The 24,010-nt window shown below is 56.6% G+C and carries 26 protein-coding genes; 14 read left to right on the top strand and 12 right to left on the bottom strand.

Annotated elements, in window-relative coordinates; genetic code table 11:
* The first annotated feature begins 1 nt into the window (after position 1).
* Both KDX37_RS09940 and KDX37_RS09935 read left to right on the top strand, forming a co-directional pair.
* Positions 2–997, top strand: coding sequence for a fimbrial protein (locus KDX37_RS09940; protein WP_231652528.1), 996 nt, complete (start codon positions 2–4; stop codon positions 995–997).
* A gap of 93 nt (positions 998–1,090) precedes the next feature.
* Positions 1,091–1,315, top strand: coding sequence for a hypothetical protein (locus KDX37_RS09935; RefSeq protein ID WP_231652527.1), 225 nt, complete (start codon positions 1,091–1,093; stop codon positions 1,313–1,315).
* A gap of 24 nt (positions 1,316–1,339) precedes the next feature.
* On the opposite strand, the gene KDX37_RS09930 is transcribed toward KDX37_RS09935, so the two are convergent.
* The 4 genes from KDX37_RS09930 to KDX37_RS09915 form a co-directional block, all read right to left on the bottom strand.
* Positions 1,340–2,092: a YkgJ family cysteine cluster protein gene (locus tag KDX37_RS09930; RefSeq protein WP_231652526.1), complete on the bottom strand. Its 753-nt coding sequence runs from the start codon at positions 2,090–2,092 to the stop codon at positions 1,340–1,342.
* A 112-nt stretch (positions 2,093–2,204) separates the two neighbouring features.
* Entirely contained in the window at positions 2,205–2,528 is a 324-nt protein-coding gene (locus tag KDX37_RS09925) for a hypothetical protein (RefSeq protein ID WP_231652525.1), read from the bottom strand.
* Between the two features lie 40 nt (positions 2,529–2,568).
* On the bottom strand, positions 2,569–3,030 hold the full coding sequence (locus KDX37_RS09920) for a GNAT family N-acetyltransferase (protein ID WP_231652638.1): 462 nt from the start codon (positions 3,028–3,030) through the stop codon (positions 2,569–2,571).
* A gap of 62 nt (positions 3,031–3,092) precedes the next feature.
* Complete coding sequence (locus KDX37_RS09915; protein ID WP_231652524.1) at positions 3,093–3,989, bottom strand: chemotaxis protein; 897 nt, start codon at positions 3,987–3,989, stop codon at positions 3,093–3,095.
* A gap of 615 nt (positions 3,990–4,604) precedes the next feature.
* Between KDX37_RS09915 and KDX37_RS09910 the strand changes: the two genes are divergently transcribed.
* The 9 genes from KDX37_RS09910 to KDX37_RS09870 all read left to right on the top strand — a co-directional run bounded on the left by KDX37_RS09910 (position 4,605) and on the right by KDX37_RS09870 (position 13,424).
* Positions 4,605–5,114 carry a disulfide bond formation protein B gene (locus KDX37_RS09910; protein ID WP_231652523.1) on the top strand — a complete coding sequence of 170 codons (510 nt, stop codon included), beginning with the start codon at positions 4,605–4,607 and terminating at the stop codon, positions 5,112–5,114.
* Between the two features lie 461 nt (positions 5,115–5,575).
* Positions 5,576–6,517 (top strand): ubiquinol oxidase subunit II, encoded by a 942-nt coding sequence (gene cyoA, locus KDX37_RS09905; RefSeq protein ID WP_231652522.1) that lies wholly within the window; start codon positions 5,576–5,578, stop codon positions 6,515–6,517.
* Between the two features lie 3 nt (positions 6,518–6,520).
* Positions 6,521–8,533 (top strand): cytochrome o ubiquinol oxidase subunit I, encoded by a 2,013-nt coding sequence (gene cyoB / locus KDX37_RS09900; RefSeq protein WP_231652521.1) that lies wholly within the window; start codon positions 6,521–6,523, stop codon positions 8,531–8,533.
* 2 nt (positions 8,534–8,535) lie between these two features.
* Positions 8,536–9,165 (top strand): cytochrome o ubiquinol oxidase subunit III, encoded by a 630-nt coding sequence (gene cyoC, locus KDX37_RS09895; protein WP_231652520.1) that lies wholly within the window; start codon positions 8,536–8,538, stop codon positions 9,163–9,165.
* A complete protein-coding gene (cyoD, locus tag KDX37_RS09890; RefSeq protein WP_231652519.1) occupies positions 9,165–9,497 on the top strand; it encodes a cytochrome o ubiquinol oxidase subunit IV in 333 nt (110 codons plus the stop codon). Before cyoC ends, cyoD begins: the two co-directional genes overlap by 1 nt.
* 10 nt (positions 9,498–9,507) lie before the next feature.
* Positions 9,508–10,395, top strand: coding sequence for a heme o synthase (cyoE, locus tag KDX37_RS09885; protein WP_231652518.1), 888 nt, complete (start codon positions 9,508–9,510; stop codon positions 10,393–10,395).
* Between the two features lie 311 nt (positions 10,396–10,706).
* Positions 10,707–11,591, top strand: a complete 885-nt coding sequence (locus KDX37_RS09880) for a glycosyltransferase family 2 protein (protein WP_231652517.1) — start codon at positions 10,707–10,709, stop codon at positions 11,589–11,591.
* Between the two features lie 40 nt (positions 11,592–11,631).
* Positions 11,632–12,273: a CatB-related O-acetyltransferase gene (locus KDX37_RS09875; protein WP_231652516.1), complete on the top strand. Its 642-nt coding sequence runs from the start codon at positions 11,632–11,634 to the stop codon at positions 12,271–12,273.
* A 131-nt stretch (positions 12,274–12,404) separates the two neighbouring features.
* Positions 12,405–13,424 carry a branched-chain amino acid aminotransferase gene (locus tag KDX37_RS09870; RefSeq protein ID WP_231652515.1) on the top strand — a complete coding sequence of 340 codons (1,020 nt, stop codon included), beginning with the start codon at positions 12,405–12,407 and terminating at the stop codon, positions 13,422–13,424.
* A gap of 96 nt (positions 13,425–13,520) precedes the next feature.
* On the opposite strand, the gene KDX37_RS09865 is transcribed toward KDX37_RS09870, so the two are convergent.
* Both KDX37_RS09865 and KDX37_RS09860 read right to left on the bottom strand, forming a co-directional pair.
* Positions 13,521–14,480: an ATPase gene (locus tag KDX37_RS09865; protein WP_231652514.1), complete on the bottom strand. Its 960-nt coding sequence runs from the start codon at positions 14,478–14,480 to the stop codon at positions 13,521–13,523.
* A gap of 118 nt (positions 14,481–14,598) precedes the next feature.
* Positions 14,599–15,387 (bottom strand): transporter substrate-binding domain-containing protein, encoded by a 789-nt coding sequence (locus KDX37_RS09860; protein WP_231652513.1) that lies wholly within the window; start codon positions 15,385–15,387, stop codon positions 14,599–14,601.
* A 155-nt stretch (positions 15,388–15,542) separates the two neighbouring features.
* On the opposite strand from KDX37_RS09860, the gene KDX37_RS09855 reads away from it, so the two are divergent.
* Both KDX37_RS09855 and KDX37_RS09850 read left to right on the top strand, forming a co-directional pair.
* Positions 15,543–15,839: an ArsR/SmtB family transcription factor gene (locus tag KDX37_RS09855; protein WP_231652512.1), complete on the top strand. Its 297-nt coding sequence runs from the start codon at positions 15,543–15,545 to the stop codon at positions 15,837–15,839.
* Between the two features lie 77 nt (positions 15,840–15,916).
* Positions 15,917–16,927: a zinc-dependent alcohol dehydrogenase family protein gene (locus KDX37_RS09850; protein WP_231652511.1), complete on the top strand. Its 1,011-nt coding sequence runs from the start codon at positions 15,917–15,919 to the stop codon at positions 16,925–16,927.
* Between the two features lie 65 nt (positions 16,928–16,992).
* On the opposite strand, the gene KDX37_RS09845 is transcribed toward KDX37_RS09850, so the two are convergent.
* The gene (locus KDX37_RS09845) at positions 16,993–17,643 is read right to left on the bottom strand and encodes a hypothetical protein (protein WP_231652510.1); all 651 of its coding nucleotides are present in this window, start codon (positions 17,641–17,643) and stop codon (positions 16,993–16,995) included.
* 273 nt (positions 17,644–17,916) lie between these two features.
* Here KDX37_RS09845 and sodC point away from each other — a divergent pair, with 273 nt between their 5' ends.
* Positions 17,917–18,435, top strand: a complete 519-nt coding sequence (gene sodC / locus KDX37_RS09840) for a superoxide dismutase family protein (protein ID WP_231652509.1) — start codon at positions 17,917–17,919, stop codon at positions 18,433–18,435.
* Positions 18,436–18,487: 52 nt separating this feature from the next.
* Here the strand turns inward: sodC and KDX37_RS09835 are convergent, their stop codons facing one another.
* The 5 genes from KDX37_RS09835 to KDX37_RS09815 form a co-directional block, all read right to left on the bottom strand.
* Positions 18,488–19,690, bottom strand: coding sequence for an MFS transporter (locus KDX37_RS09835; RefSeq protein WP_231652508.1), 1,203 nt, complete (start codon positions 19,688–19,690; stop codon positions 18,488–18,490).
* A gap of 229 nt (positions 19,691–19,919) precedes the next feature.
* Complete coding sequence (locus tag KDX37_RS09830) at positions 19,920–20,639, bottom strand: carbonic anhydrase (protein ID WP_231652507.1); 720 nt, start codon at positions 20,637–20,639, stop codon at positions 19,920–19,922.
* Between the two features lie 219 nt (positions 20,640–20,858).
* A complete protein-coding gene (locus KDX37_RS09825; RefSeq protein ID WP_231652506.1) occupies positions 20,859–21,713 on the bottom strand; it encodes an alpha/beta fold hydrolase in 855 nt (284 codons plus the stop codon).
* A 14-nt stretch (positions 21,714–21,727) separates the two neighbouring features.
* Positions 21,728–22,519 carry a TSUP family transporter gene (locus tag KDX37_RS09820; RefSeq protein WP_231652637.1) on the bottom strand — a complete coding sequence of 264 codons (792 nt, stop codon included), beginning with the start codon at positions 22,517–22,519 and terminating at the stop codon, positions 21,728–21,730.
* A gap of 105 nt (positions 22,520–22,624) precedes the next feature.
* A complete protein-coding gene (locus KDX37_RS09815) occupies positions 22,625–23,704 on the bottom strand; it encodes a hypothetical protein (protein WP_231652505.1) in 1,080 nt (359 codons plus the stop codon).
* Positions 23,705–24,010: the final 306 nt, after the last annotated feature.

The following is a 24,010-nucleotide window of genomic DNA, read 5'->3' as shown; positions in this document are numbered from 1 at the left end:
CATGACATTTCCCTTAGCCAGCCGCTGGCTGCAACTGACCGCACTTTTGACAATGCTGGCGCCGAGCAGTGCTTTCGCGTTGGTCTGCACCCCATACGATTCTGGTGAAACCGCCATTCATGGAGATCTTGGCAGCACAGTTGCTATACCGGTTTCATTGCCGAACGGCGACATTGTCTGGCGCTCCGAGCCGCTGAGCATCGAGGTCGAGTGCGCGCGGGATGATCAGCCATCGGCTCAGGAAGAAGTGTTTATTCACCTGAATCCCGACGACCTTGTCATCGGCCAGGGTATCCGGGCGGGTTTGACGCTCAATGGTATTGATTACCTGCAAGACAGCGGACGAATAAGCACCGGAGCCTTGCTCACGCCGTGTCTGGAGAACGACGCCACGGTAGAGCGGTGTCCAACGACCCGTTTCAGTCTCGCGTTTTCAGTGTTCATTCAAAAGTTTGGCGCGACACCGCCGTCCGGTGTGGCGAGCCATCTGCTCGATTATCGTTTCTTCGAACTGGGCGGTGCAGGCCTTGACCGCAAGCCTGGGCGCAACCTCAGTTACGTGATCAATAACCTGACGGGACTGCGCTTCGTAGCGTGCGATGCCGAGCTGCAAGTCCTGCCGGAAACGGTGGAGTTCGGTGATCAGGCCATACAGCAGGCCGCTGTCGGCAAGGTGTTTGCCGCGCGACCGTTTTCCCTGCTGACCAGTCGTAGCTGTGACTCCCCGTTCAGCATCAACGCCCGGTTCCGGCCTGTCACCGGCAGTGTGTCTGGCGATTTGCTCATCCCGGCCAATAACGATTCGCTGGGGATACGGATCGTCAGCATGGTCAACGGCAAAACGTTGCGCTACAACGAGCCGTTTCACCTGGCGGACTTGCTGGGTGCGACACACACGGCGCGTGCTGACTTCAACGCTGAGCTGCTCTGGAACAGCAGTCGCCCAAGGACCGGGCCGTTCAACGCCGAAGTGATGGTGGATCTGTTTTACAAATGATGGCGACAGGAGGCTCGGGCGGCCGTTCGACGATTGATGTATGCTGCGCGCCCGCGGGCGTTCGCCCGGCCAATTAGACTTTCTGGTGCCATCATGACCACTCCTGAACAACCACCTGTTCAAGAAGCCCCAACCGACTCGGTAGACACCGCTGAAACGAAGGCTGCCATTGCGCCGTTCAGCTTTCCGTTCAAGCCTTCGGAGTTCGCTCAGGCCAAAAAAGAACAGGCCTGGTATCAGAAGTCGAACAAGCCAGGTCATCACAAGACCCCAGGCGTTGCACCGTCCGGCACCCGTCGTTCCATGGGCAAGCGCTGAGTTTCGGTGGCTTGCCTTGCCTGTTCAGGCTGCCTGCAGCGGGATGAACAGGTAAGACACCGGCTCGCGCAATGTCACCTTGGCACCCGCGAGCTGCAGCGTGTCGATTACGGTTTCACCGACAACATGAAACTCCCATCCCGCATCCTGCGACGATTCGCGTTGACCGTCAGCGATCTGCTCGATAGCCGCCGCGAAGGCATTCATGTCCGGCAGATAGGCCACAAACCCGTTGCCCTTGAGCGCAGTTGTACGAATGCCCAATGTCTGGCAGATCGACTGCTTGGCGTCGATCTCGTCCCGGTCTGCCTGACGTGATTGCTCGATCAGCCTGAGCAACTGGGTATCCACCAGCGTAGTGCCGACGATCAGATCAGGACCCTGTTCCCAGGATTCGGGCGGGCAGTCCTTGTTTTCCGGGCGCAACGGGATGTGCGGATTGATTTCCATCGGATAGATCCGACATACCAGAGGTCGCCGCTCATAGATACGGCAAAGATTTTCTTCGTCAAGATTCCGGCAGCGGCCCACGTTGTACGCAGCGAAGGTGATGGCTACGTGGGCCTTGGTACTTCCGCTGTCAACGATCGTCGAGCGGCGGGTCGCGTGGGTCAGCTGCGCTTCTGGTACGCCATAGCCGTTGGCCAGAAACGCTTCGGTGAGAATGATCACAGTGCCACCGTCAGCCGCCCACTGCTTGGCTTCGGTGAGTGTCAGGGGAACATGGTGATCGGTACAGCAGCTGCCGCAACCTGTGCAGGAAAACCTGGTGCTCATTGATTCTTGGCCTGTTCAGACGTGTATCGGCAGTGGCAGGAATTCTGTCGTCTGCCGATGGATCAAACAGGCAAAGCAAGTAGTGCGCCAGTAAGCGTTCCTGCGGGATAGCTTACCGGGTTGCGGCTTTGCCGATACCGTCCCATTCGGTCACATGGGCCTGGCGGTTTTTTCGGTCATAAAGACACAGCTCGGTGCCTGCGCGGTTTTTCATATGTTTTTGCGGGTAGCGACCTTGCATCAATTGGGCGCTGAAGCCGACCTTGTCGTCGAACAGGGCACTGGTGCCTATGGCGACGGTGCCCTTGAGCTGGCTGGCCTTCAGGCAATCGGCGAGCATGGCCTTGTTCAGGTCATTCCAGGCCTGTTCGCTGGAGGCACGGGCGTGACTGGACAAGGCGAGTGCGCCTGCCAGCAGCAAGATGGGTGCTTTCATCACGATCTCGGCGAAGGTGTCGGGCGGAGATTATGGCAGATCACGACGGGAGAACGGCTGAGCGCCTGACGTAGGACATGTCTGATTTTTCATACAGACGTCGCGCGCCGAGATTGTTTTCCATCACATTCAGATCCACGAAGCCTTCACCATGCTCGCGAAGATGGATGAACAGATGCCTAAGCAGCGCTCCACCAATGCCGCAGTTCCTGTAGTCGGGATGAACGACCAGATCCCTGATGAAGGCGCTGGTCCAGCAAGTGATCACACCCACCGGCACGTCGGCCGCCAATGCCAGAAAACACAGTGAGCGGTCGAACTCGGGATTGTGATCGAAAGCCGCGAGCCACACGGTGTACTCAGGCAGGCTGCCGCTACCGTCTCGATAACCCGACTCCAGCAAGCGATATGCTGACAGCGTGTGGCCTCGACTGAACGCGGCGGGCCGGATATTCGCAGGCCAATGTGCATCAGGCTGCGGCCCGGTGAGGTCGCGTCGCATGAGCCAGTAGTGGTCGGGCGACGCATCTCCAGACGCGGGGCGATCACCCTGCTTTTGCAGGATCAGATACCTTGCGCCACAACCGTCCGCGCCGCCTCGATCAGACACTTGGTCAGCTCGGGGGACGAAAACTTGGTCAGTACCGCATTGGCGCCTGCGATCTGAGCTTTCTCACTGTTCATCGCGCTGTCGAGCGAGGTGTGCAGCAGGATGTACAGATCGTAGAAGTCAGGCGTATCACGCAGCGTGCGGGTCAGAGCGTAACCGTCCATCTCCGACATTTCGATATCGGAAACCACCACGTTGATCTGGGCTGCGGTGCCCTGCAGTTCCAGCAATACATCGATGGCTTCTTTCGCGCTGCGAGCGGTATGGCAACTGATGCCCAGATTGCGCAACGTGATGATGGATTGCTGCAGAGCGACCTGGCTGTCGTCCACCACCAGAATCCGCGCTTTGGCCAATACTTCGGCGTCTTCCTTGGCCAGTTCTGCCGATTGCACGACGATCTGGGCCGGGGCGATGCCGTGAATCACTTTCTCGATATCCAGAACTTGCACCAGCACCCCATCCACCTGGGTAACACCGGTGATGAACGATTTGCTGCTCGAGCCATAGGGAGGAGGGCGGATATCAGTGGTCAGGCAATGAACGATCTTGCTGACCGCCTGCACATGCAAACCCTGTTTGGAACGGCTGACATCGGTCACGATCAGGCAACCACCATCGGGGTCGGCCAGTGGACGCTCACCAATGGCGCGGCTGAGGTCTATCACCGACAGCGACGAGCCCCGCAGGGTTGCGATGCCTTTGACGTGCGGATGTGATTCTGGCAAATGGGTAAGAGGCGGGCAGGGGATGATTTCACTGACCTTGAGCAGGTTGATCGCCATCAGCTTGCCGCTGCGCAACGTGAAGAGGAGCAGCGAGAGTGAATCTGCTCGGACGTTCTTGGACATATGAACCTTCTGGCTGTAGGTGCTTCGTCGCCAGCAGGCGACAAACAACTTTCTATGACAGGTTATCGACCCTCGACGATCTGGCTTTAGGATTTTTAAAAGGATAGCGGGTCTTCAGGCTCGTCGTCAGGCGTCCGGATGCCCTCCCGAGTGTGGGTTTGCGATGAGCGCGAACCTTCGGCGCTTGGCCCGTACGTCAGAAGTTGATAGTGGCATTTTGATTTACGGGGCGTCAAACCCAATGCCAGCGGACAGGCTGGTGCTCGGGGCACGGTATTTCGCGTCCGGGCAGTGTCTGTGCAGGTCATCCGTAAAACCAAGGCTTGCCTGCGACAAAATACCGCGCCTTCTATATATAGAGGAGGTGCGGCAAATTGACGCAGCCTTCTATATATAGAAGGATTGTGATTTCGCTCCCAGGCAGGTGCCGTGAGGCGCGCGCAGTGTGCCACGCCAGCCTCTGAGCAACCACCCGGCGGGCAAATGTGTCCGTATGGTCGGCAATTGCTTGAGTTGGTCGGGACAGCAGATGATTATCGCGTACGATTCGAACCTGACCCGCTTGCATGGCGCGCGAATCCGTTAATCACCCAATCACCTCAGTAAGGTATGTGAATGAGCGACAACCTGTTGTACCTCCGCCGCGAAAAGCGCTTTCTGGTTTTGCTGGGAATCATCTGCCTGTCTCTGATCGGTGGCGCCTTGTACATGCAGATCGTTCTGGGCGAGGCGCCTTGCCCCTTGTGCATCCTGCAGCGTTACGCGTTGCTGTTCATCGCCATCTTCGCATTCGCCGGCGCGGCCATGCCTGGGCGCACAAGCGTAACGGTATGCGAGATGCTGGTGACTCTCAGTGCGTTGGGTGGCATCGTGGCTGCAGGTCGTCATGCCTGGATTCTCGCTCACCCTTCTGAGAGCTGCGGTATCGATATACTGCAACCCATCGTCGATGGTCTGCCGTTGGCTGATCTGTTTCCGGTCGGGTTCCAGGTCAGCGGTTTTTGCACAACGCCGTACCCGCCGGTCCTGGGTTTGTCGCTGGCTCAGTGGGCTCTGGTAGCATTTGTCCTCACGGCAGTGCTGGTCCCGGTATGCATTATTCGTAATCGCCGTAAACCTTACTGAATACAAGGGCTTTAATCCGAAAAGCCTCGCTCTCGCGGGGCTTTTTTTGATCCAAAGGGTGGTAAAACGAGGCGACTGTTACAGATTCTGATAATAACTGTTGCAAAATTAGGCATAGTCATTAAAAATTTACGTATCTACAATCCCCAGCACTTGTCGTCTGGCTTGTCCTGACGATCAGAATTTTGAGGCCTGGAGCGTCCCCTGTGTTCTCTGAACAGGCAGCGCAATGCTGGTCTCTGAGGACGCACAATGGCCGCGCTGAAGGCGTCTGTCCGGTACATCGGGCAGTTTCCAGCAGCTCAAAAATAAGAATCCATAGCTAAAACCGGATTTGTCGATGCGCAGTTGCGTGCTGGCAGGCCCTTGTTCAATTCAAAAAAATTGCCGGCACTGGCAGGGTGAAGTGTTGGCGGTCGAAACCCAACTGCACCGCGCAAGCTGCTTTTAGAGGTCGTGAAATGAGTGAAAAAAGGTACCCCAGGTTTTTTGGCTTCTTGGCCCTTTTCTGTATGCTTTTGCTCAGTGGATGCGAAGGCGTACCTCTGCTCGATCCGAAAGGGCAGGTGGGTATCGAGCAGCGTAACCTGATCATTATCGCTACACTGCTGATGCTGATCGTCGTGATCCCGGTCATTCTCTTGACCCTGATTTTCGCCTGGAAATATCGCGCAACAAATAAAGCGGCCAAATACACGCCGGACTGGTCGCACTCCACCAAGATCGAGATCGCGGTGTGGGGCGTTCCAATGCTCCTGCTGGTCTTCCTTGGCTACTACACGTACGTGTCGACACATTCGCTTGATCCGTACCGTCCGCTGGAATCCAGTGTCGAACCGGTTACCATTCAGGCAGTTTCTGTCGACTGGAAGTGGATCTTCATCTATCCGAAGCAGGGCATTGCCACGGTCAACAAGATCGTCTTCCCGGCCAACACGCCGATCAATTTCCAGGTGACCTCCGACAGCGTGATGAACTCGTTCTTCATCCCGGGTCTGGGTGGCCAGATTTACGCGATGGCGGGCATGCACACCAAGTTGCACCTGATCGCCAACGAAAATCACGAATTCAACGGTATCTCGGCCAACTACAGCGGCGCGGGTTTCACCGGCATGAAATTCAAGGCTATCGCCACGAGTCAGGCTGATTTCGACGCCTGGGTCACCGAAGTCAAGAACTCACCTAAAAAGCTTGGCACGGCGGAATACGCTGAACTGCTCAAGCCCAGCGAGCGCAACCCCGTAGAACTGTTTTCCACGGTTACTCCGAACCTGTTCCAGATCATCATCGACAAGTATGAAGGTATGAACCCAGGCAAGAAGGTTGTTGCTGGTGAGAAAGAAGTCGCTGGTGACGCTGGGACCGGAAAGGGCAAAAATTCAGCTGCTGGGGCAGAGGAGTAAACGATGTTTGGCAAATTAAGTCTGGAAGCGGTGCCGTTCCACGAGCCGATAGTCATGGTGACGCTTGCCATGATCGCGCTTGGCGGTCTCGCTGTAGTCGGGTTGATCACCTATTTCCGCAAGTGGACCTACTTGTGGTCTGAATGGCTGACTTCCGTCGACCACAAAAAAATCGGTGTGATGTACATCATCGTTGCCATGGTCATGCTGCTGCGCGGTTTTGCCGACGCAATCATGATGCGTACTCAGCTGGCAATGGCCCAGAACGGATCCGAAGGGTTCCTGCCGCCTGAACACTATGACCAGATCTTCACCGCTCACGGTGTGATCATGATCATCTTCATGGCGATGCCGTTCTTTACCGGTCTGATGAACATTGTTCTGCCTCTGCAGATCGGTGCTCGCGACGTTGCGTTCCCGTTCCTGAACTCTCTGAGTTTCTGGTTGCTGGTCGCCGGTATGCTGTTGATCAACCTGTCTCTGGGTGTTGGTGAGTTTGCCAAGACTGGCTGGGTCGCGTACCCGCCTCTTTCCGGCTTGCAATACAGTCCTGGCGTGGGTGTCGATTACTACATCTGGGCACTGCAGTTATCCGGGTTAGGTACGACATTGACGGGGGTCAACTTCCTCGTGACCGTGCTGAAAATGCGTACCCCCGGCATGAAACTGCTGGACATGCCGATCTTCACCTGGACCTGCACCTGGGCAAACATCCTGATCGTGGCTTCGTTCCCGATCCTGACCGCTACCCTGGCGTTCCTGACGCTTGACCGCTATCTGGACTTCCACATCTTCACGAACGAAATGGGCGGTAACCCCATGATGTACGTGAACCTGTTCTGGGCGTGGGGTCACCCTGAGGTGTACATCCTGATCCTGCCGGCATTCGGCGTGTTCTCGGAAGTCATCTCCACGTTCTCGGGCAAGCGTCTGTTCGGCCACAAGTCAATGATCTTCGCCTCCGGTGCGATCTGCGTCCTCGGCTTCATGGTCTGGCTGCACCACTTCTTCACCATGGGGGCGGGCGCGAACGTAAACGCCTTCTTTGGCCTTGCGACGATGCTCATCGCGATCCCGACGGGTGTGAAGCTGTTCAACTGGCTGTTTACCATCTACCAGGGTCGTCTGCGCTTCACCGCGCCAGTGCTCTGGACCCTGGGCTTCATGGTGACCTTCTCGATCGGCGGCATGACCGGCGTTCTGTTGGCCATCCCGGGTGCTGACTTCGTACTGCACAACAGCCTGTTTGTGATCGCTCACTTCCACAACGTCATCATCGGCGGTGCGGTGTTCGGTTATATCGCTGGCTTCGCGTTCTGGTTCCCGAAAGCGTTCGGTTTCAAACTGAACGAAGCGTGGGGCAAGGCAGCGTTCTGGTTCTGGATCGTCGGCTTCTTCGTCGCATTCATGCCGTTGTACGCGCTGGGCTTCCTGGGCATGACCCGTCGTTTGAACGCGACCGACATGCCGGAGTGGAACATCTACCTGGACGTCGCGCTGTTCGGTGCCGTACTGATCGCCTGTGGTATCGCTTCGCAACTGATCCAGCTGTTCGTCAGTATCCGTGACCGCAATCAGAACCTCGATCTGACTGGCGACCCATGGAATGGCCACACGCTGGAATGGTCGACCTCGTCGCCGCCGCCGTTCTACAACTTTGCCGAGCTGCCGAAGGCAGACGACATCGATCCGTTCACGGACGCCAAGCGCGCAGGTACTGCTTATCAGGTGCCGGCTCGTTACACGGCGATCCACATGCCGAACAACACGCCGACCGGCTTGTACATGGGCATGTTGTTGACCGTATTCGGCTTCGCATTCATCTGGCACATCTGGTGGCTGGTTGGCGCAAGTCTGGTCGCGACCATTGCAGTCTTCGTTGCTCACGCTGCACGTGACGACCAGGGTTACATGGTGCCGGCAGAAGAAGTAGCGCGTATTGAAGGTGAGCATCACAAGGTCCTGGCGGCCAACGGTGCATACACTCCTGTCAAGTCCTCGCTGGAACAGGTTTAAACATGTCAAACATTGCAATCAATCCAGGAGCCCACGATCACCATCATGATGATCATGGGCATGACGATCACCACGACAGCGGTGGCATGACGGTTTACGGCTTCTGGCTGTACCTGATGACCGACTGCGTGTTGTTCGCCTCGTTCTTCGCGGTGTACGCCGTGATGGTCAACAGTGTCGCGGGCGGCCCGTCGGGCCAGGACATTTTCCTGCTGCCATTCGTGGCTGTGGAAACCGCGTTCCTGTTGGTCAGTAGTATCACCTACGGCTTCGCCATGCTGGCGCTGTACAAGGGCAAGAAGAGCCAGGTATTGGGCTGGCTCTTCCTGACTTTCCTGTGCGGTGTCGCGTTTATCGGCATGGAAGTCTATGAGTTCCATCACCTGATCCACGAAGGTTACGGCCCAAGCCGTAGCGGCTTCCTGTCGGCGTTCTTCTCATTGGTGGGCCTGCACGGTCTGCACGTGACCAGTGGTCTGATCTGGATGAGCATCATGATGTATCAGGTCCAGAAAAAGGGTCTGACCAATACCAACAAGACTCGCCTGAGCTGCCTGAGCCTGTTCTGGCACTTCCTGGACGTGGTCTGGATCGGCGTGTTCACCGTTGTCTATCTGATGGGGGCTTTGTAATGTCAAATTCGCATCACTCCGCTGAAGACAATAGTCACGGCTCGGTGAAGTCGTATGTCATTGGCTTCGTATTGTCGATCATCCTGACCGCTATACCGTTTGCTCTGGTGATGTCTCCCTCGCTGCCGAAGGACATGACTATCGCGATCATCCTGGCGTTCGCGATCATCCAGATCCTGGTGCACTTGCATTACTTCCTGCACCTGGACTTCACGAGCGTACAGCGCAACAACGTGATGGCCTTCGCCTTTACCACGATGGTCATCGTTCTGCTGGTCGGCCTGTCGCTGTGGATCATTTTCAGTATCCACCGCGAAATGATGGCGCATTGAGGAATACCAGATGTCACTGAAGCACTTTATCCAAATCACCAAGCCGGGGATCATTTTCGGTAACGTGCTTTCGGTGGCAGGTGGCTTTTTTCTGGCTTCCAAGGGAAATATCGATTTCAGCGTGTTTCTTGCTGCGGTGATCGGTACTTCTCTGGTCGTTGCGTCCGGTTGCGTGTTCAACAACTGCATTGATCGTGATATTGATCAGCGTATGGAACGAACCCGTAACAGGGTTCTGGTGCAGGGTCTGGTTTCGTTGAAACTGGCTCTGCTCTACGCAACCGTGCTCGGTATCGCAGGCGTTGGCCTGCTGTATACCAAGGCCAATCCGCTGGCTGCACTGTTCGCAGTGATCGGGTTTGTGATTTATGTTGGCTTCTACAGCCTGTACCTCAAACGTAAATCCGTTCACGGCACGTTGGTCGGTAGCCTTTCCGGAGCAATGCCTCCGGTGATCGGTTACTGCGCGGTGAGCAACAGCTTTGACTTTGCGGCGCTGACGCTACTGGTGATGTTCAGCCTGTGGCAAATGCCGCATTCGTACGCGATCGCTATTTTCCGCTTCAATGACTATCGTGCCGCGAAGATCCCGGTTCTGCCGGTCAAGCGCGGCATTCTGGTCACCAAACGCCATATCCTGCTCTACATCCTGGCGTTTCTTGTCGCTACCCTGATGTTGACTGTTGGCGGTTATGCCGGCCTCAACTATCTGGCAGTTGCAGCAGGTATGGGGATGTATTGGTTGTATATGGCCTGGAAAGGCTACAAGGCGGCAGACGATACTGTCTGGGCTCGTAAGTTGTTCGTGTTTTCCATCCTCACCATCACTGCGTTGAGCGTGATGATGTCGGTGGACTTTCAGGTAACGAAAGAGCTGCTGGTCACCTACGCGTTCTGACTGGTCACTGTTTGAAAAACCCCATGCCGAAAGGATGGGGTTTTTTTTCGCCTGCGTTTTATCAATAGCGAAATAGAGACGCTTGTCGGACTGACGATGTAAGACGGTTCCTGAATGCACGAAAGGCATGACAGAACAACGGTCATGGCCTCGTGTTCTGATGAACGGGGTGCCAATCTGTTAGCTGTTCAGGGGCTGGCGTGGAAAAACGCGGTTGGTTGTCGCATCATGTACGCGTTTGTAGGTGATCCGTTACGCTACATCCGGTGCCCTGAGCCTTAAAACTGCAACTCATACAAGGCTGTACTCCAATGACACCCTCAGAAACACAGTGCTCTGCGCCAAAGCCTCTCGTGTCGATCATCGCGCCCTGCTATAACGCGGAGCGCTTTCTCAAGGCGGCTATTGAAAGCATTTTTGCCCAGGACTACGATAATTTCGAGGTCATCATTGTTGATGACGGTTCAAGCGACAACAGCATTGCGATGCTTGAAGACCTGCAACAGCGATACACGTTTCAGCTTTATACCCAACCCAATCAGGGCGTCAGTGCGGCGCTGAACCATGGGCTCAAATACGCCAGGGGCGTGTACGTTTCAACGCCCGACCTGGATGACATCATGCTGGCGTCCTCGGTGCGCATTCGTGCCGAGTATCTGGATGAGCATCCGCAGGTCGGCTGCGTGGGCGCACTGATCCAGTACATGGATTGCGATGGCAATAACGTAAAAAGCCAGTCGCGCACTGAGATCGAACGGCTGCAATTTGACGATATTCTGCGCGGGGCGGTCGTCGTGGGGGCGCCGGTTGCGCTTTATCGAATGCAGGCGATCAAGGATGCGGGTGGGTATGACCCGGAGATCAAGGTGCAGGATTTTCAGATGACGCTGAGGATTGCGCGCAAGGGCTACCACATTCATGTGCTGCCGGTGATCGTGACTCGGTACCGTCGACATCCGAACAACCTCTCGCGCAAGTACAAAGTGCTGTTCGATGCGGACCTCAAAAGCATCGAACCGTACCGCGACCATCCAGACTATCAGGCGGGCCGTACCCAGATCGTCAACAAGGCGCTCAAGTATGCGGCCGTCTCGGACAAGCGATATGCCTGGAGCCTGCTGTGCTCCATCCCCTTCAAATATGTGAACCGGACCACCTGGCGGCGCTGCAAGCGCTTGTTGTTGAGCTACCGATAGCCCGCTGGTTTGTTCAAAATTGGATTTCATCCGAGTGCCCATGAACCCGATCAAATGGCTTGAAGCCAGAAAAGTACGCAAGCACCTGCGCAAGCTGGACAAGCTGGAGAGGGCCGCCGAGAAGATCAGGCTTCGCTATCCTCGCTATCAGATAGGCGTTGGCACGTATGGTATTCCGGAGGTCGTCGAGTTTGGTGACGAAACGGTTTTGCGCGTGGGCTCTTACACGTCCATTGCCGAAGGTGTGCGGATTCTGTTGGGTGGCAAGCATCGTACGGACTGGATCACCACTTACCCGTTCCCCGCGATGGTCGATCAGGTGCGGGACATCAAGGATTACGCCCCGAGCAAAGGCGACGTGACCATTGGTAGCGACTGCTGGATCTGTGCGGATGCCGTGATTCTGTCGGGCGTCACCATCGGTCACGGAGCCATCGTGGCCGCCGGCGCCATGGTGGTACGCGACGTTGCGCCGTTTTCCGTAGTGGGTGGCAACCCCTGCAAGTTCATCCGTTGGCGGTTTGAGGAAGAGGTCCGCGAGCTGCTGCTTCAGGCTGCTTGGTGGGATTGGCCCATGGATGAGGTCAAGTCGGTCGCGCGAACGCTGTGCAGCTCCGATATGGAAGCTTTTCTGACGTATGTTCTTCAGCGTCAGGCCAGCGGGCAGGGGCGAGCAGGCTGACTGTCTGCGCGCCCGGATGCAAAATTGCCTGATCTGTTTGTGTTTATTTCGAGCCTCAGGTTTTGAATGATCTGGCAGAATACGGCATTGGCCTGACTCGTCCAGGCAGTCGCTAAAAGATAGAGGGTGTTATGAGTCAAGAAAGCATCAACTGGGACACGCTGGGTTTCGACTACATCAAGACTGACAAACGCTACCTTTCACACTGGCGTGATGGTGCCTGGGATCAAGGCTCGCTGACCGAAGACAACACTCTGCACATCAGTGAAGGTTCCACCGCGCTTCACTATGGTCAGCAGTGTTTCGAAGGCCTGAAGGCGTATCGCTGCAAAGATGGCTCGATCAACCTGTTCCGTCCTGACCAGAACGCCGGGCGCATGCAGCGCAGCTGTTCTCGTCTGTTGATGCCCCATGTGCCTACCGATGTGTTCATCGAGGCCTGTAAACAGGTCGTCAAGGCCAACGAGCGTTTCATCCCACCCTACGGCTCGGGTGGTGCGTTGTATCTGCGTCCTTTCGTGATCGGCGTAGGCGACAACATTGGTGTGCGCACTGCACCGGAATTCATCTTTTCGATCTTCTGCATTCCAGTGGGTGCGTATTTCAAAGGTGGCCTGAAGCCCAATAACTTCGTGATCTCCGGTTATGACCGTGCGGCACCCAATGGTACCGGCGCAGCCAAGGTCGGTGGTAACTACGCTGCCAGCCTGATGCCAGGTTCGGAAGCCAAGAAGCACAGCTTTGCCGACTGCATCTACCTTGATCCGCAAACCCATTCGAAAATCGAAGAAGTAGGCTCTGCCAACTTCTTCGCGATCACCGAAGACGATGTATTCCTGACGCCGAAGTCGCCGTCGGTGTTGCCGGGTATCACCCGTCAATCGCTGATCGAGCTGGCGAAGTCTCGCCTGGGCCTGACGGTTGTTGAAGGCGACGTGTTCATCGATCAGATCGGCACCTTCAAGGAAGCCGGTGCCTGCGGTACTGCTGCGGTGATTACGCCGATCGGCGGCATTTCGTACAACGACAACCTGCATGTCTTCTACAGCGAAACCGAAGTCGGTCCTGTGACCCAGCGGCTCTACAAAGAGCTGACCGGCGTGCAGTCCGGTGATATCGAAGCGCCAGAAGGCTGGATCGTCAAGGTCTGATGATTTGTGCATGGAGGCGTTGCCGTCGGCAACGCCTCCATGAGTGCATAACGATCAAAGGGCAGACTCGGCCACATACGGTTTTCAGGTCGCAGGTTACTTCGCCGGGCCCAGGACGATTGCCAGATGGCGCAAGTCGTCTATCTCAACGCTGTAACTCTTGCCTGACGGACTCTGCGTCAGCTTCCCCAGCCCGTAGACCGTAAAGAACTTGACCTCATCGGCATGGCTCAGCAGTTCGCTGATATAGCGACTTGAGCGATAGGCCTGCATTTGCGCAGGTGACACATACAAGGTCACCAGTTTGCCGTCCAGACGGTCGAAGAACTTGAACTTGAATCCTTGCCCGTAACGCTGCTCAACCAGTCCGCCGCCATACAGCACGCGACCGTTATCGCCAGGCTGTGCGTACTTGATGTGGCGAAAATACGAACGTAATGACACCTCGCCCTGACCGGGAATCCTCAGTTTCAACAATTTGAATTCTTCGATAGACAGCTCGGCACGGGCCTGGCGATAGCTGTCGACGAGACGTTCGAGATTGTTGGTGCGGGTCTCGCTGTAGCGCGTCGCTTTTGGCGAGCCCGGTTCGGCAGGTTCAGCCTTGACCGCTGCCGGCTGGGGGCGTGGTCCGGTTTTTTCTTCGCCGGACTTTTCCTTTTCGGGCTCTTTTATGACCGGATCAAACACGTCGATGTAGTCGTCGAGCTTGCGTTTGGCCTTGCGCAGACTGGCCTGGGCATCGGTCTCTTCGGCTGGTGTGTCGGGCGTGGCGTCGGCGTCTTCATCTACCCACTCGCACGACGGGTGATGGCCGTAATGTGGGTTGGCGCGAAAGTGTGCCGCCACGAATGTGGGATTGTCCTGGGGTTTGACGTCATAGCGAACCCCCGTCACTTTGGCACCCAAGGCTCGGCAGGCCTCGTTGGAACACAGAAATTCGAAGCGTGCGCGCGGCGGTTCCTGAGAGAAATACTCCCGCCGGGCTGCCGCAATGGACAACTCCTGCTGCAGTTCGACGCAGAACGCACGAGTGATGGGTTTGCTGGGCTTCATGCTCAAGGGCTGCCTTTCGGAACAGGTTCTTGCAACAACCTATTTCAGCGCAACCCGGCTTGCAACTGTTGCCGTACGGTAACCCGCTCTGGATTGCCGCACGGTATGGTGAACGCTCTTACTGGGCCGGTACCGCCAGCCATTCGCTCAGAGCCTGCTGATAAGCACCTGTCGCCTTACTCAGGTGCAACCACTGATCGACATAGCCTTTCCAGGTCACGTCGTCTCGGGGCAGCAGATAAGCTTTTTCACCGTACTGCATGTAACGGGTCGGGTTGACCGCACACAGACCGGGCATACGTTTCTGCTGATAAAGCGCCTCGGAGGCGTCGGTGATCATCACGTCGGCCTTCTTGTCCAGCAACTCCTGGAAGATGGTCTTATTGTCGTGGAACGCAATCGGCGCCTTGGGCAGATACGCGCGGGCGAACGCCTCATTGGTGCCTCCGGCAGGCTCTATCAGGCGAACTGAAGGTTGATTGATCTGTTCGACCGTCTGGTACAGCTTTTCGTCTTCGCAGCGCACCAGAGGGATTTTGCCGTCCACGTCCAGGGTATTGCTGAAGAAAGCCTTCTTCTGTCGTTCCAGCGTGACCGAGATACCGCCCATACCGATGTCGCACTTGCCAGCGATCATGTCCGGCATCAGGGTTTTCCAGGTGGTCGGCACCCATTGCACGGTAACGCCGAGGCTTTTTGCCAGCGAGCGAGCCATGGTGATGTCGATGCCTTCGTATTCACCGTCCTCGCGCAGAAACGTATACGGCTTGTAGTCGCCCGTGGTGCACACCGACAACTGGCCGGCCTGCAACACTTTGTCCAGATGGGTAGAAGGTTCCTGAGCCTGGACCATGCCGGTCAGGCCCAGAAGGAAGGCGGCCAGTGCGCTGTATTTCAGATTCATCATGGGGCTGGGTGCTCACAACGGGTTGGTTAGAATTATTGGACGCACAGAGTGCTTCATTTTCAGGCTGGATGTGAAGCAGGAACCGCGCCAGCCGCGCGCAAATTTTCGCAAGACAGGGGTTGAACATTTCGTAAAAAAGCGTAACGTTGCACCCCATGATACTTGAGCAAATCAAAGCGGTCGGCAATGACACTCGCATGTTGATCATGGAGTGGCTCAAAGACCCGCAGGCCCATTTCCCGCCCCAGGACCATGGTGATCCGGCAATAGGGGTGTGCGTGTCGCATATTCAGGCCAAGGCCTGTCTTTCTGCTTCCACGGCTTCTGCGCACCTGGCGATTCTGCAGCGCGCCGGGTTGGTGCAAGCGACCCGAATCGGCAAATGGACTTACTTCCGCCGCGATGAAGGTGCAATTGACCGCTTCGCCGACAGGCTTAAAAAAGAGCTCTGATGGGCGTACTTCGTCCATTGCGTTTTACATATACATTTCGTCATTTTGCGTAATGTTGAATTGATAGGAGAGAGATCATGAACAACACCACTATTTATGTGCAGGCTGGCGGCGGTTACGACCGTGTGATCGTGGGCAACAGTGAAGTGCTGGCACCAAAAGCCGGCGAAATAACCGTGCGCTTGCACGCCAACTCGCTCAACTACCATGACTTCGCAGTGGTCAGTGGGATGTGGGGCCCAAGCGAGTCACGCATCCCGATGGCGGACGGCGCAGGCGTTGTGACGGCGGTGGGCGAGGGCGTCAGCGAGTTCAAGATCGGTGATTCGGTTGTCAGTACGTTTTTCCCGGAGTGGATCAGCGGAGAGCCGCTGGTTGAAGGGTTTGTTACCGTGCCGGGCGATGGCGTTGATGGCTATGCCCGCGAGCAGGTCACTGCTCGAGCTACCTCGTTCACCCTCGCACCAATGGGTTATACCCACGCACAAGCCTCCACACTGACCACAGCAGGCCTGACTGCCTGGCGTGCGTTGATGGCCGATGATGCGCTCAAGGCCGGGGACACCGTGCTGGTACAGGGTACGGGTGGCGTGTCGATCTTTGCTTTGCAGTTCGCCAAGATGGCGGGGGCGACGGTCATCGCCACCTCATCCAGCGACGAGAAGCTGGAGCGTTTGCATGGCATGGGTGCCGATCATTTGATCAACTACCGCACAGACAGTAACTGGGGCGAGACCGCCCGCAAGCTGACTGGCGGTCGTGGTGTGGACCACATTATCGATGTGGGCGGTCCTTCGACGCTGCAGCACTCCATGACCGCTGCGCGGGTGGGTGGCCATATTTCGGTCATCGGCATCCTCAGCGGCGTCACGGGTCAGCTGGAAATCGTTCCGGCGCTGGTCAAACAGCTGCGCATGCAAGGTGTGCTGGTCGGCAGCCGCACTCAGCAACAGGACATGATCCGCGCTATCGATGCCAACGGTATGCGTCCGGTCATGGATCGCTCGTTCCCGTTGACCGATATTGTCGAAGCCTTCCGCTATCAGGAAACCAACCAGCATTTCGGCAAGATCTGCCTGGACATCTGATGCTGTGACGGACCGTTATCGCCCTTATGGGCGGTAACGCCGGGTGGTGACTGTCATCAGCCGTCTCATAGATACGCCTGCTCAAGCACGAGCAGTTGCGCCTCGACTGCTTTCATCTGCGCTTCCCATTCCGCCTGTGTGCTTTTCCAGTTGTCGCCTTCATGGGTGAAGAGCAGGTCAACGATGGTGTGCGTGAGCGTGCGTTTGCCCGGCAAGGCAAAGGCTTCGACACTCAATGTACGCGCCAGCACGTTGAGCTGGGCAGCGTGATGCATCCAGCGCCACTGATCCTTGACCACCAGCTTGTCCAGCAAAATGCATTGTTTCTTGAACGTCCTGAGCGCGATGCCGAAAGGACTCGAGTCCAGCAGTGACTCGATCTGGCTGGCGTCATGGCCTGTTCGCTCATCAGCCTTCGGGCCGAAGAACCATTCGTTGAAGCCTATCTCTATCTCCCGGAATGTGACGCTGGCTTCCCAGATGACGCCGAGCACCTTTTGCTGACGTGTCTCGCGTTTCCATGAGCCATATGCCTTGAACACCACACCGGCAATGCCGATGACAGCCAGCGCTTCGCCGAGGGAGGACGCCGCTTCGATGAAATAGTAGGCGTTGACCGGCGAGGCGCTGAAGGCCGAGCTGTATACGATGGCGGCCACAACGACTATCAACGCAAGGCAGGCGCTGTAGAACCCGAATGCATAGGGGTCTTTCATGTGTTGCTCGTCCTCATCAGTGATGTGATTGAGGGATCAACTGCTCGGATGATCGGTTTCAGGTTCGCCAGCAATGGACGACGTTGTTGTTCTGACAAGTCGGTAATGCGAGCGGTTGCCATTTTTTTGCATCAAAACCCGCGTGGTTGTGGTCACACCTGTGTTGCATCACAGATGTCGCAGGCCTTCAAAGGTTGGAGGCCCTGGCTGTGCTGGCTTGCCCCTGCACCGCTGACGACTTCTATCAACCGATCAAGGACGCATTGAAACCTTATGAAATCTCATCTTTGGCTAGGTCTGCTGGGTATTTTTTCTGTCAGTGTTCAGGCGGCATCGCTGGACGTTCCGATCAACCTTGTCAGCGCCGATGGCGCGCCCAAGCCCATCGGCAGCGTGACGGTGAGCGAAACAGAATACGGTTTGCTGTTCACCCCTGAACTGAGCGACCTGCCAGCGGGTGTTCATGGTTTTCACGTGCATGAAAACGGCAGTTGCGAGGCCGGTACCAAGGATGGCGTCAAGGTTGCCGCACTGGCGGCGGGCGGGCATTTTGATCCGGCCAGGACCGGTAAGCACTTGGGGCCTTATGCCAATGGTCATCTGGGCGACTTGCCCGCCCTGTACGTGAATGCCGACGGCACGGCGAATTATCCGGTCCTGGCGCCGCGTTTGAAAAAGCTGTCAGAAATCAAAGGCCATGCGCTGATGGTGCATGCGGGCGGCGATAACCACTCTGATATGCCAAAGCCTCTGGGCGGTGGCGGTGATCGCGCAGCCTGTGGCGTGATCTGATCGTGAATGCTCACGCAGTCACTGGCGTGGGCATCACTCATGCGCCAGTGGATCAATCCGCTTGAAGGGCTGATGAGGATCTTCGATCTGCAAACAGCCACGGCGCAATGGCACCGAGCGCGATGCTGATCGTGGTCAACAGCAATATGACCTTTTGCACACTCAAAGGCGCTGCCAGCACAGCAACCGCCAGGCCCGCAAAAGGTTGTGACAGGTTGTTGAGCAGGGTGATGACACCCACTGTCTTGCCGAAGTCTTCTTTCGGAATGACCCTTTGCCGCGTGCTGCGCATGTAGACATTGAACATTTTGTCGAAGCCTACGATCAGCAGGAACCCCAACACATATCCGCTGAAATCCGGACTCAGCGCGCAGATCAACGCTCCGCTGACGATCATCACGTATGAAACGCCGCCCAGAGCACGCAGGGCGACGGCTACGTGGGCGAGAAAGAACAGAATTACCAGGGTGGTCGCAGCGCCCGCCATCTGCAGGCCTGCGTAAGTGGTTTTGGCGGCCGCATGTTCGCCGATGACCATTGCCGCAGACGTGGCGAGTGTCACGCCAACGATCAGGTTGACCCCGACCGCGAGCATGATGATTCGCTTGAGCTCGGTCAGTCTTAGGATATGCCCGACCGCAATTTTCATCGGCTGCCACCAGTTCCCGGCTGACTGTCGTTGCACATCGAATGTCATCCCGCTGATACGTCGCCATACCCACATGGCCAGATCGGCCAGCAGAAAAAGCCCGGCACAGACCAGGACCACCCAGGGCCAGGCCCATTGGTCAAGCAACAGCACCGCCGCCAAAGGGCCAAGCACCAGACCGGTCTGGTCTGCTATCTGTGAGTACGACAGGGTTTTGGTATAGCTGTAGCGCTGAAACACATAGGGCATCAGCACCTCACGTGCCATCACACCCTGGGTGGTGAGGATGCCGCACAGTGCCGACAGGATCACCAGCCAGACAACGCCGCCGAACAGTCCGTACAAAGCCATGGCCAACATACAGATGACTGCTCGGTACACCTGGCTGATGTGCAGAATCCGGACAGGCGAAAACCGGTCGCAGAGTGCGCCGCAAACGGGGAATGCCAGAAAGCGCGGCAGGGATTCGGCGAAGAACGCCAACCCGGCCAATGAGGCGCTTTGGGTGGTCTGGAAGACGATCAAAGGCACGATGAACAGCAGAATCTGATCCGCCAGCCGTGACAGAAACAATGAGATGAAAAATGCGATGTAGTCCTTGCCCACGCAGCTCTCCTGTCGGAATGGCGCGTCATGACGCAAGCCATTGCTCGTGACCGCCTCCGGGTTTGATCAGGCAGATATTACCGTGCAGACGGCGTGTCGTGGTCAGGGTTTTCCAGCGGGGGAGTGGAGGGGGATCAAGGCCCGAACAGGCCGAATGGGGATGAGCGCGATCCCTGCGCTTGAATCTGGATGGACTCAGCCATCGTTGCAACGGTTTGCAGCGTCGGGATCAGACGTCGAAGAATTCGACCTTGCCGTTCTCAAGGCTGTAGTAGGCACCTACGACCTTGACCTTGCCGTCTTTGATCGGGTTCATCAGGGCCGGCTCGGAAGCGGAACGCAGACGGGCAACGGTACGCTGGACGTTGCTCTTGACCGAGTCTTCCAGCAGGTTCTTGCTCTTCTTCGACTTGGCAGACAGTACCGCAGGCACGATAGGTTCGATCATCTGGCCAATGGCACCCGCGAAAACAGTGTTGTCTTCAACCACGGAAACGGCGGCCGCTACGGCGCCACATTTTTCGTGACCCATCACCACAACCAAAGGGACGCCCAACTGGCTGACGCCATATTCGATCGAGCCCAGCGCCGTGGTATCCACTGTGTTGCCCGCGTTACGCACGATAAACAACTCACCGAGGCCGCGGCCGAACAGCAGCTCTGGCGGAACGCGGGAATCGGAGCACGAAATCAGAATGCAGAACGGGGTCTGGCCCTTGGCGATTTCGAGACGACGATCACGGTCGTTTTCGCTTTTTGGGACTTTGCCGCTCATGAACGCATCATTGCCATCGCGCAGCGCTTTCAGCGCCTGATCGGCAGTCATGGTGGTGCGTGGGGAAGCAGGAGTCGCAGCGTTGGCAATGGACGGCATTTCCATCAGGACGGCAGCAACGGGAAGGCAACAGGCGCCTTGCAGAATCTTGCGGCGGGACAGGGACGAATTCATAAAAAGCCTCAGGCTAGTTAACTGTCGATAGTGGAATGACCCTGCGCCCCGAAAAACCAGCGTTACGGGATGCAGAATCCGTTCACTTAATACAGTCAATGGAATTTTAATTCCAATTATATTTGTCACAATTCGTCATAGTGAGAATTTGCGCCTCCAAGTCGCTCGTGACCCGCCTGCATCAGGCAGGGCTTGTTTCAGCATCTGCGTCCACGCTGGTCAAGTCAAAAACGTCGCAATTTTTTTCGCCAGATCGCGAGCATGCTGCGGGTGGTCGCCGAGCCACGCTGAAATGGCATGGTCGCAGCCTGGCAAAACCAGTTTTTCCAGTTGATCGGGCGAGACGCTGTTTTCGATTGCGTCGATTACCTCCCAAGGGATCGCGCTGTTTACCCCGCGTGCCGTTTGCTGATCATTGCGGACCTGTACCAGGCCTGCTGCTTTGCCAGCAATGCCGCCGAAGGCGGTGGATCGCAGCCCGTCGAACTCACCGATGACCAGCATCACCTTGCCCGCGAATGTCCGAAGAAACGCGAGAGATGAAGAGTCGAGAAAACCATAGGGGACGGACAGGACACGTTTGAAAGGCTTCCCGAACGGCTGAGCGTACGCCGCCTCGGGATAGACCGCAGGGCAAAACAGAATGATTTTTCTGACTGTGGCCCGGTGCACTTCGGCCACTTTCAAGGCCAGCGCCCCACCTAGGCTGTGGCCGATAACAGTGTCGAGCGCAGCCCCCGGATGACCTGCAAAACGCAATGACTCTTCCAGGTTACGCGTCAGGGACGTGTCTTCTGCGCTTATGTCTGTGGTGGTGTTATGACCTGAGAGGTTGAAACTCAGGCTGGCCACACCTGCCGCCTGCAAGGGGTAAAGCAGCCCGTTGAGTTTGCTGTAGTCCGAGCGCGCACCGTGAATGGCCAGCACGTGTGGCATGACGGACGGCTGCGTGCGGTTCAACAACACTCGGCCTTCCAGCGCATAACCGGCAAACGGCTCGGAAAAGTAAAACGCCGGGCCCGCCGCTGGCTCGTTGAACTGTAGCCGCGACGTGATCGCAGAGGTCTGGACCATTGCTGAACGGTTCATCATAACGAGGCAAGCGTATGCATGAATGCCATCCGAAGTGGATTGGTGTCGACGCTCAGGAGTTTGATGGCCAGCGCGCAGCAGACCACGATCAACATCGGCTTGATCAGGCGTGGACCTACCCTTACCGCCGCCCGTGCACCGAGCTGAGCACCTGCGAAAGCTGCCAACGCCATGGCGATTGCAATCGGCCAGATAATCACCCCTTTGGTAATGAAAACCGACAGCGAACCCAGGTTGCAGGCAGCATTGGCCAGTTTGGTAAAACTCATGGCGCGCATCATGCCCAGACCGCACAGCAGGACAAGTCCGACGATGAAAAACGAACCGACACCGGGGCCGAAGATACCGTCGTAAAAGCCAAGAAGCGGCGCCACGGTGAAAGAGAAGGCCAGAATGCCGATGCGCTTTCGTCGGTCTTCGTTACCCAGTTTTGGCGACAGCGCAAAATAGACAGCTACCAGAATCAACATCAGAGGTACGCAGACTTCCAGATAGCGCTTGTCAACAGAACTGACCAGCAACGCACCGCTGGCGCCACCCAGAAATCCACACAGCACCAGAAAGCGACCTTCTCGCCATTCGATCAGCCCCTTGCGGGCGAAGGTTGCGGTCGCCGATATCGTGGCTGATGCGGCCTGAAACTTGTTCGTCGCAATGGCGCTGATAGGGTCGACACCCGCCAGAAACAGCGCCGGCAAGGTAATCAGCCCACCGCCGCCAGCAATGGCATCAAAAAAACCGGCGCAAAAAGCAACCAGCGCCAACATGCCAATCAAATCCCAGGACATCATGTTTTTCTCTCAAAAGACGGGTGCTGGCCACTTGCATGGCTGGCGTTTAAAAAGCCCCGCGCGCGGGTGTCGGGATCTTCGTCACAAAAAGCGCGACGGGCGTCAACCGCGCAGCAACAGCGGATCTTCGGAAATCACCAGAGGGGATGAGAATTTTGACAGACCAAAGATTCGCACCAGCACGCGCCGGTTGTCTTTGATCACGTCGCGACAGTGCAGAGCCCGGACGTTGTTGATGATGATGGCGGACTCCTGATTCAACACGTATTGATGGGCTTTGGCCTTGCCGACACCCTCGCAAAACGCTGCGTACGCGGTTTTCACGAATGCCGAGGCGTGCTCGTTGACTGAAAACCGGTAAGCGTTGAATCGGGCGGCGAAGCCGACGTTATCGTTGAACTCCAGAATGGAAACGTTGCGACCATCTTCGCCTTTGCCACTGACGAACGAGTCACTGCGGGTGAACTGGAAACTACCGGTGGTAAGCGCCAGGCAATTCGTAAAACCGATGGTTTCCAGTACTGGGGGCAATGGAATGACCGTCGTGGGCTCGTTTCCGGGGTTCCACAACGCGGACAGGATCAAGGAGGACGGTGATGGAGAGTGTCCGTTTTGTGCGTCTACTGCACACCAGTACGGAGCTTCGGTGTGCGGGCCTAGAGCCAGTCCGGAATGCGAGCTCAGCTCTTTCACAGCGGGTTCTGCGTTTATCGGTGTTGCACCGCCGCCCTTGAAGTTGGCGACCAGTCGAACCAGCTGACCTTCGTTGTCCATGTCGTAGGCAAACGCGCTATTGTCCACAAGCTTTAATAGAATCTGGTTGCGCGCTGCCATGCTCAACACGTCATGGCGGTTTTTCAGATGGGTCAGTTCTGGTAATTCTTCAGGCGGGCAGGCCGAACTGATCGGCAGCATGCCTTCGAATATCAATAATGAGACCAGACCATCCGAATACGCCTCAAGCAGTTCGCATTGGGTGCGGGACAACGAAAACTTCAACTCCGTCGCGGCCACTGATGCCAGCGACTTGGCACCGGCAGCTTGCGGGCCACCCTGTGTTGCCATGCGGTTGGCATGAGTATGAAGCAGTGTCGCTTGCTGTTTGTCGAACTGGAAAGTTCTAACTTCCGGCAGGCTTGAAGAGACAGCGTTGGCAGTGGTGTGCTTAACAGCATCTGACATGTTTACATCCCTGTTGTTTTTGCGCGCCTTTTTGCCTGACTGGCGTCGGCGCTATTGTTATAAGTGTTGACCCCACAAGAGCCGGGTCGGTAAAGACTCATGCCTTGCATACCGGGCGTTGCAGACCATTGACCCATTCAGGACTCTACGACGCACGGCAACGGCGTTTGCTGATACCCGCTACGTTATACAAAAGCCAAACAGCAGCCGTCAGCGGAGTCGTTTTCAACGTTCCGTTCAGGGGGGCTCAACGCAAGATGTCTTAAGGTGCTGTTCTCTGAACGGTCAGACGAACACAACCTGTTT

The organism is Pseudomonas californiensis (assembly GCF_021147775.1).
Classification (GTDB): domain Bacteria; phylum Pseudomonadota; class Gammaproteobacteria; order Pseudomonadales; family Pseudomonadaceae; genus Aquipseudomonas; species Aquipseudomonas californiensis.
The sequence above is the reverse complement of the archived record's forward strand: the minus strand, read 5'-3'. Positions and strand labels throughout refer to the sequence as shown.

What these genes read in the sequence shown, in the direction of transcription:
- KDX37_RS09940 (WP_231652528.1), top strand. Translation starts at nt 2, where the DNA reads ATGACATTTCCCTTAGCCAGCCGCTGGCTGCAACTGACCGCACTTTTG.
- KDX37_RS09935 (WP_231652527.1), top strand. Translation starts at nt 1,091, where the DNA reads ATGACCACTCCTGAACAACCACCTGTTCAAGAAGCCCCAACCGACTCG.
- KDX37_RS09930 (WP_231652526.1), bottom strand. Translation starts at nt 2,092, where the DNA reads ATGAGCACCAGGTTTTCCTGCACAGGTTGCGGCAGCTGCTGTACCGAT.
- KDX37_RS09925 (WP_231652525.1), bottom strand. Translation starts at nt 2,528, where the DNA reads ATGAAAGCACCCATCTTGCTGCTGGCAGGCGCACTCGCCTTGTCCAGT.
- KDX37_RS09920 (WP_231652638.1), bottom strand. Translation starts at nt 3,030, where the DNA reads ATGCGACGCGACCTCACCGGGCCGCAGCCTGATGCACATTGGCCTGCG.
- KDX37_RS09915 (WP_231652524.1), bottom strand. Translation starts at nt 3,989, where the DNA reads ATGTCCAAGAACGTCCGAGCAGATTCACTCTCGCTGCTCCTCTTCACG.
- KDX37_RS09910 (WP_231652523.1), top strand. Translation starts at nt 4,605, where the DNA reads ATGAGCGACAACCTGTTGTACCTCCGCCGCGAAAAGCGCTTTCTGGTT.
- cyoA (WP_231652522.1), top strand. Translation starts at nt 5,576, where the DNA reads ATGAGTGAAAAAAGGTACCCCAGGTTTTTTGGCTTCTTGGCCCTTTTC.
- cyoB (WP_231652521.1), top strand. Translation starts at nt 6,521, where the DNA reads ATGTTTGGCAAATTAAGTCTGGAAGCGGTGCCGTTCCACGAGCCGATA.
- cyoC (WP_231652520.1), top strand. Translation starts at nt 8,536, where the DNA reads ATGTCAAACATTGCAATCAATCCAGGAGCCCACGATCACCATCATGAT.
- cyoD (WP_231652519.1), top strand. Translation starts at nt 9,165, where the DNA reads ATGTCAAATTCGCATCACTCCGCTGAAGACAATAGTCACGGCTCGGTG.
- cyoE (WP_231652518.1), top strand. Translation starts at nt 9,508, where the DNA reads ATGTCACTGAAGCACTTTATCCAAATCACCAAGCCGGGGATCATTTTC.
- KDX37_RS09880 (WP_231652517.1), top strand. Translation starts at nt 10,707, where the DNA reads ATGACACCCTCAGAAACACAGTGCTCTGCGCCAAAGCCTCTCGTGTCG.
- KDX37_RS09875 (WP_231652516.1), top strand. Translation starts at nt 11,632, where the DNA reads ATGAACCCGATCAAATGGCTTGAAGCCAGAAAAGTACGCAAGCACCTG.
- KDX37_RS09870 (WP_231652515.1), top strand. Translation starts at nt 12,405, where the DNA reads ATGAGTCAAGAAAGCATCAACTGGGACACGCTGGGTTTCGACTACATC.
- KDX37_RS09865 (WP_231652514.1), bottom strand. Translation starts at nt 14,480, where the DNA reads ATGAAGCCCAGCAAACCCATCACTCGTGCGTTCTGCGTCGAACTGCAG.
- KDX37_RS09860 (WP_231652513.1), bottom strand. Translation starts at nt 15,387, where the DNA reads ATGATGAATCTGAAATACAGCGCACTGGCCGCCTTCCTTCTGGGCCTG.
- KDX37_RS09855 (WP_231652512.1), top strand. Translation starts at nt 15,543, where the DNA reads ATGATACTTGAGCAAATCAAAGCGGTCGGCAATGACACTCGCATGTTG.
- KDX37_RS09850 (WP_231652511.1), top strand. Translation starts at nt 15,917, where the DNA reads ATGAACAACACCACTATTTATGTGCAGGCTGGCGGCGGTTACGACCGT.
- KDX37_RS09845 (WP_231652510.1), bottom strand. Translation starts at nt 17,643, where the DNA reads ATGAAAGACCCCTATGCATTCGGGTTCTACAGCGCCTGCCTTGCGTTG.
- sodC (WP_231652509.1), top strand. Translation starts at nt 17,917, where the DNA reads ATGAAATCTCATCTTTGGCTAGGTCTGCTGGGTATTTTTTCTGTCAGT.
- KDX37_RS09830 (WP_231652507.1), bottom strand. Translation starts at nt 20,639, where the DNA reads ATGAATTCGTCCCTGTCCCGCCGCAAGATTCTGCAAGGCGCCTGTTGC.
- KDX37_RS09825 (WP_231652506.1), bottom strand. Translation starts at nt 21,713, where the DNA reads ATGGTCCAGACCTCTGCGATCACGTCGCGGCTACAGTTCAACGAGCCA.
- KDX37_RS09820 (WP_231652637.1), bottom strand. Translation starts at nt 22,519, where the DNA reads ATGTCCTGGGATTTGATTGGCATGTTGGCGCTGGTTGCTTTTTGCGCC.
- KDX37_RS09815 (WP_231652505.1), bottom strand. Translation starts at nt 23,704, where the DNA reads ATGTCAGATGCTGTTAAGCACACCACTGCCAACGCTGTCTCTTCAAGC.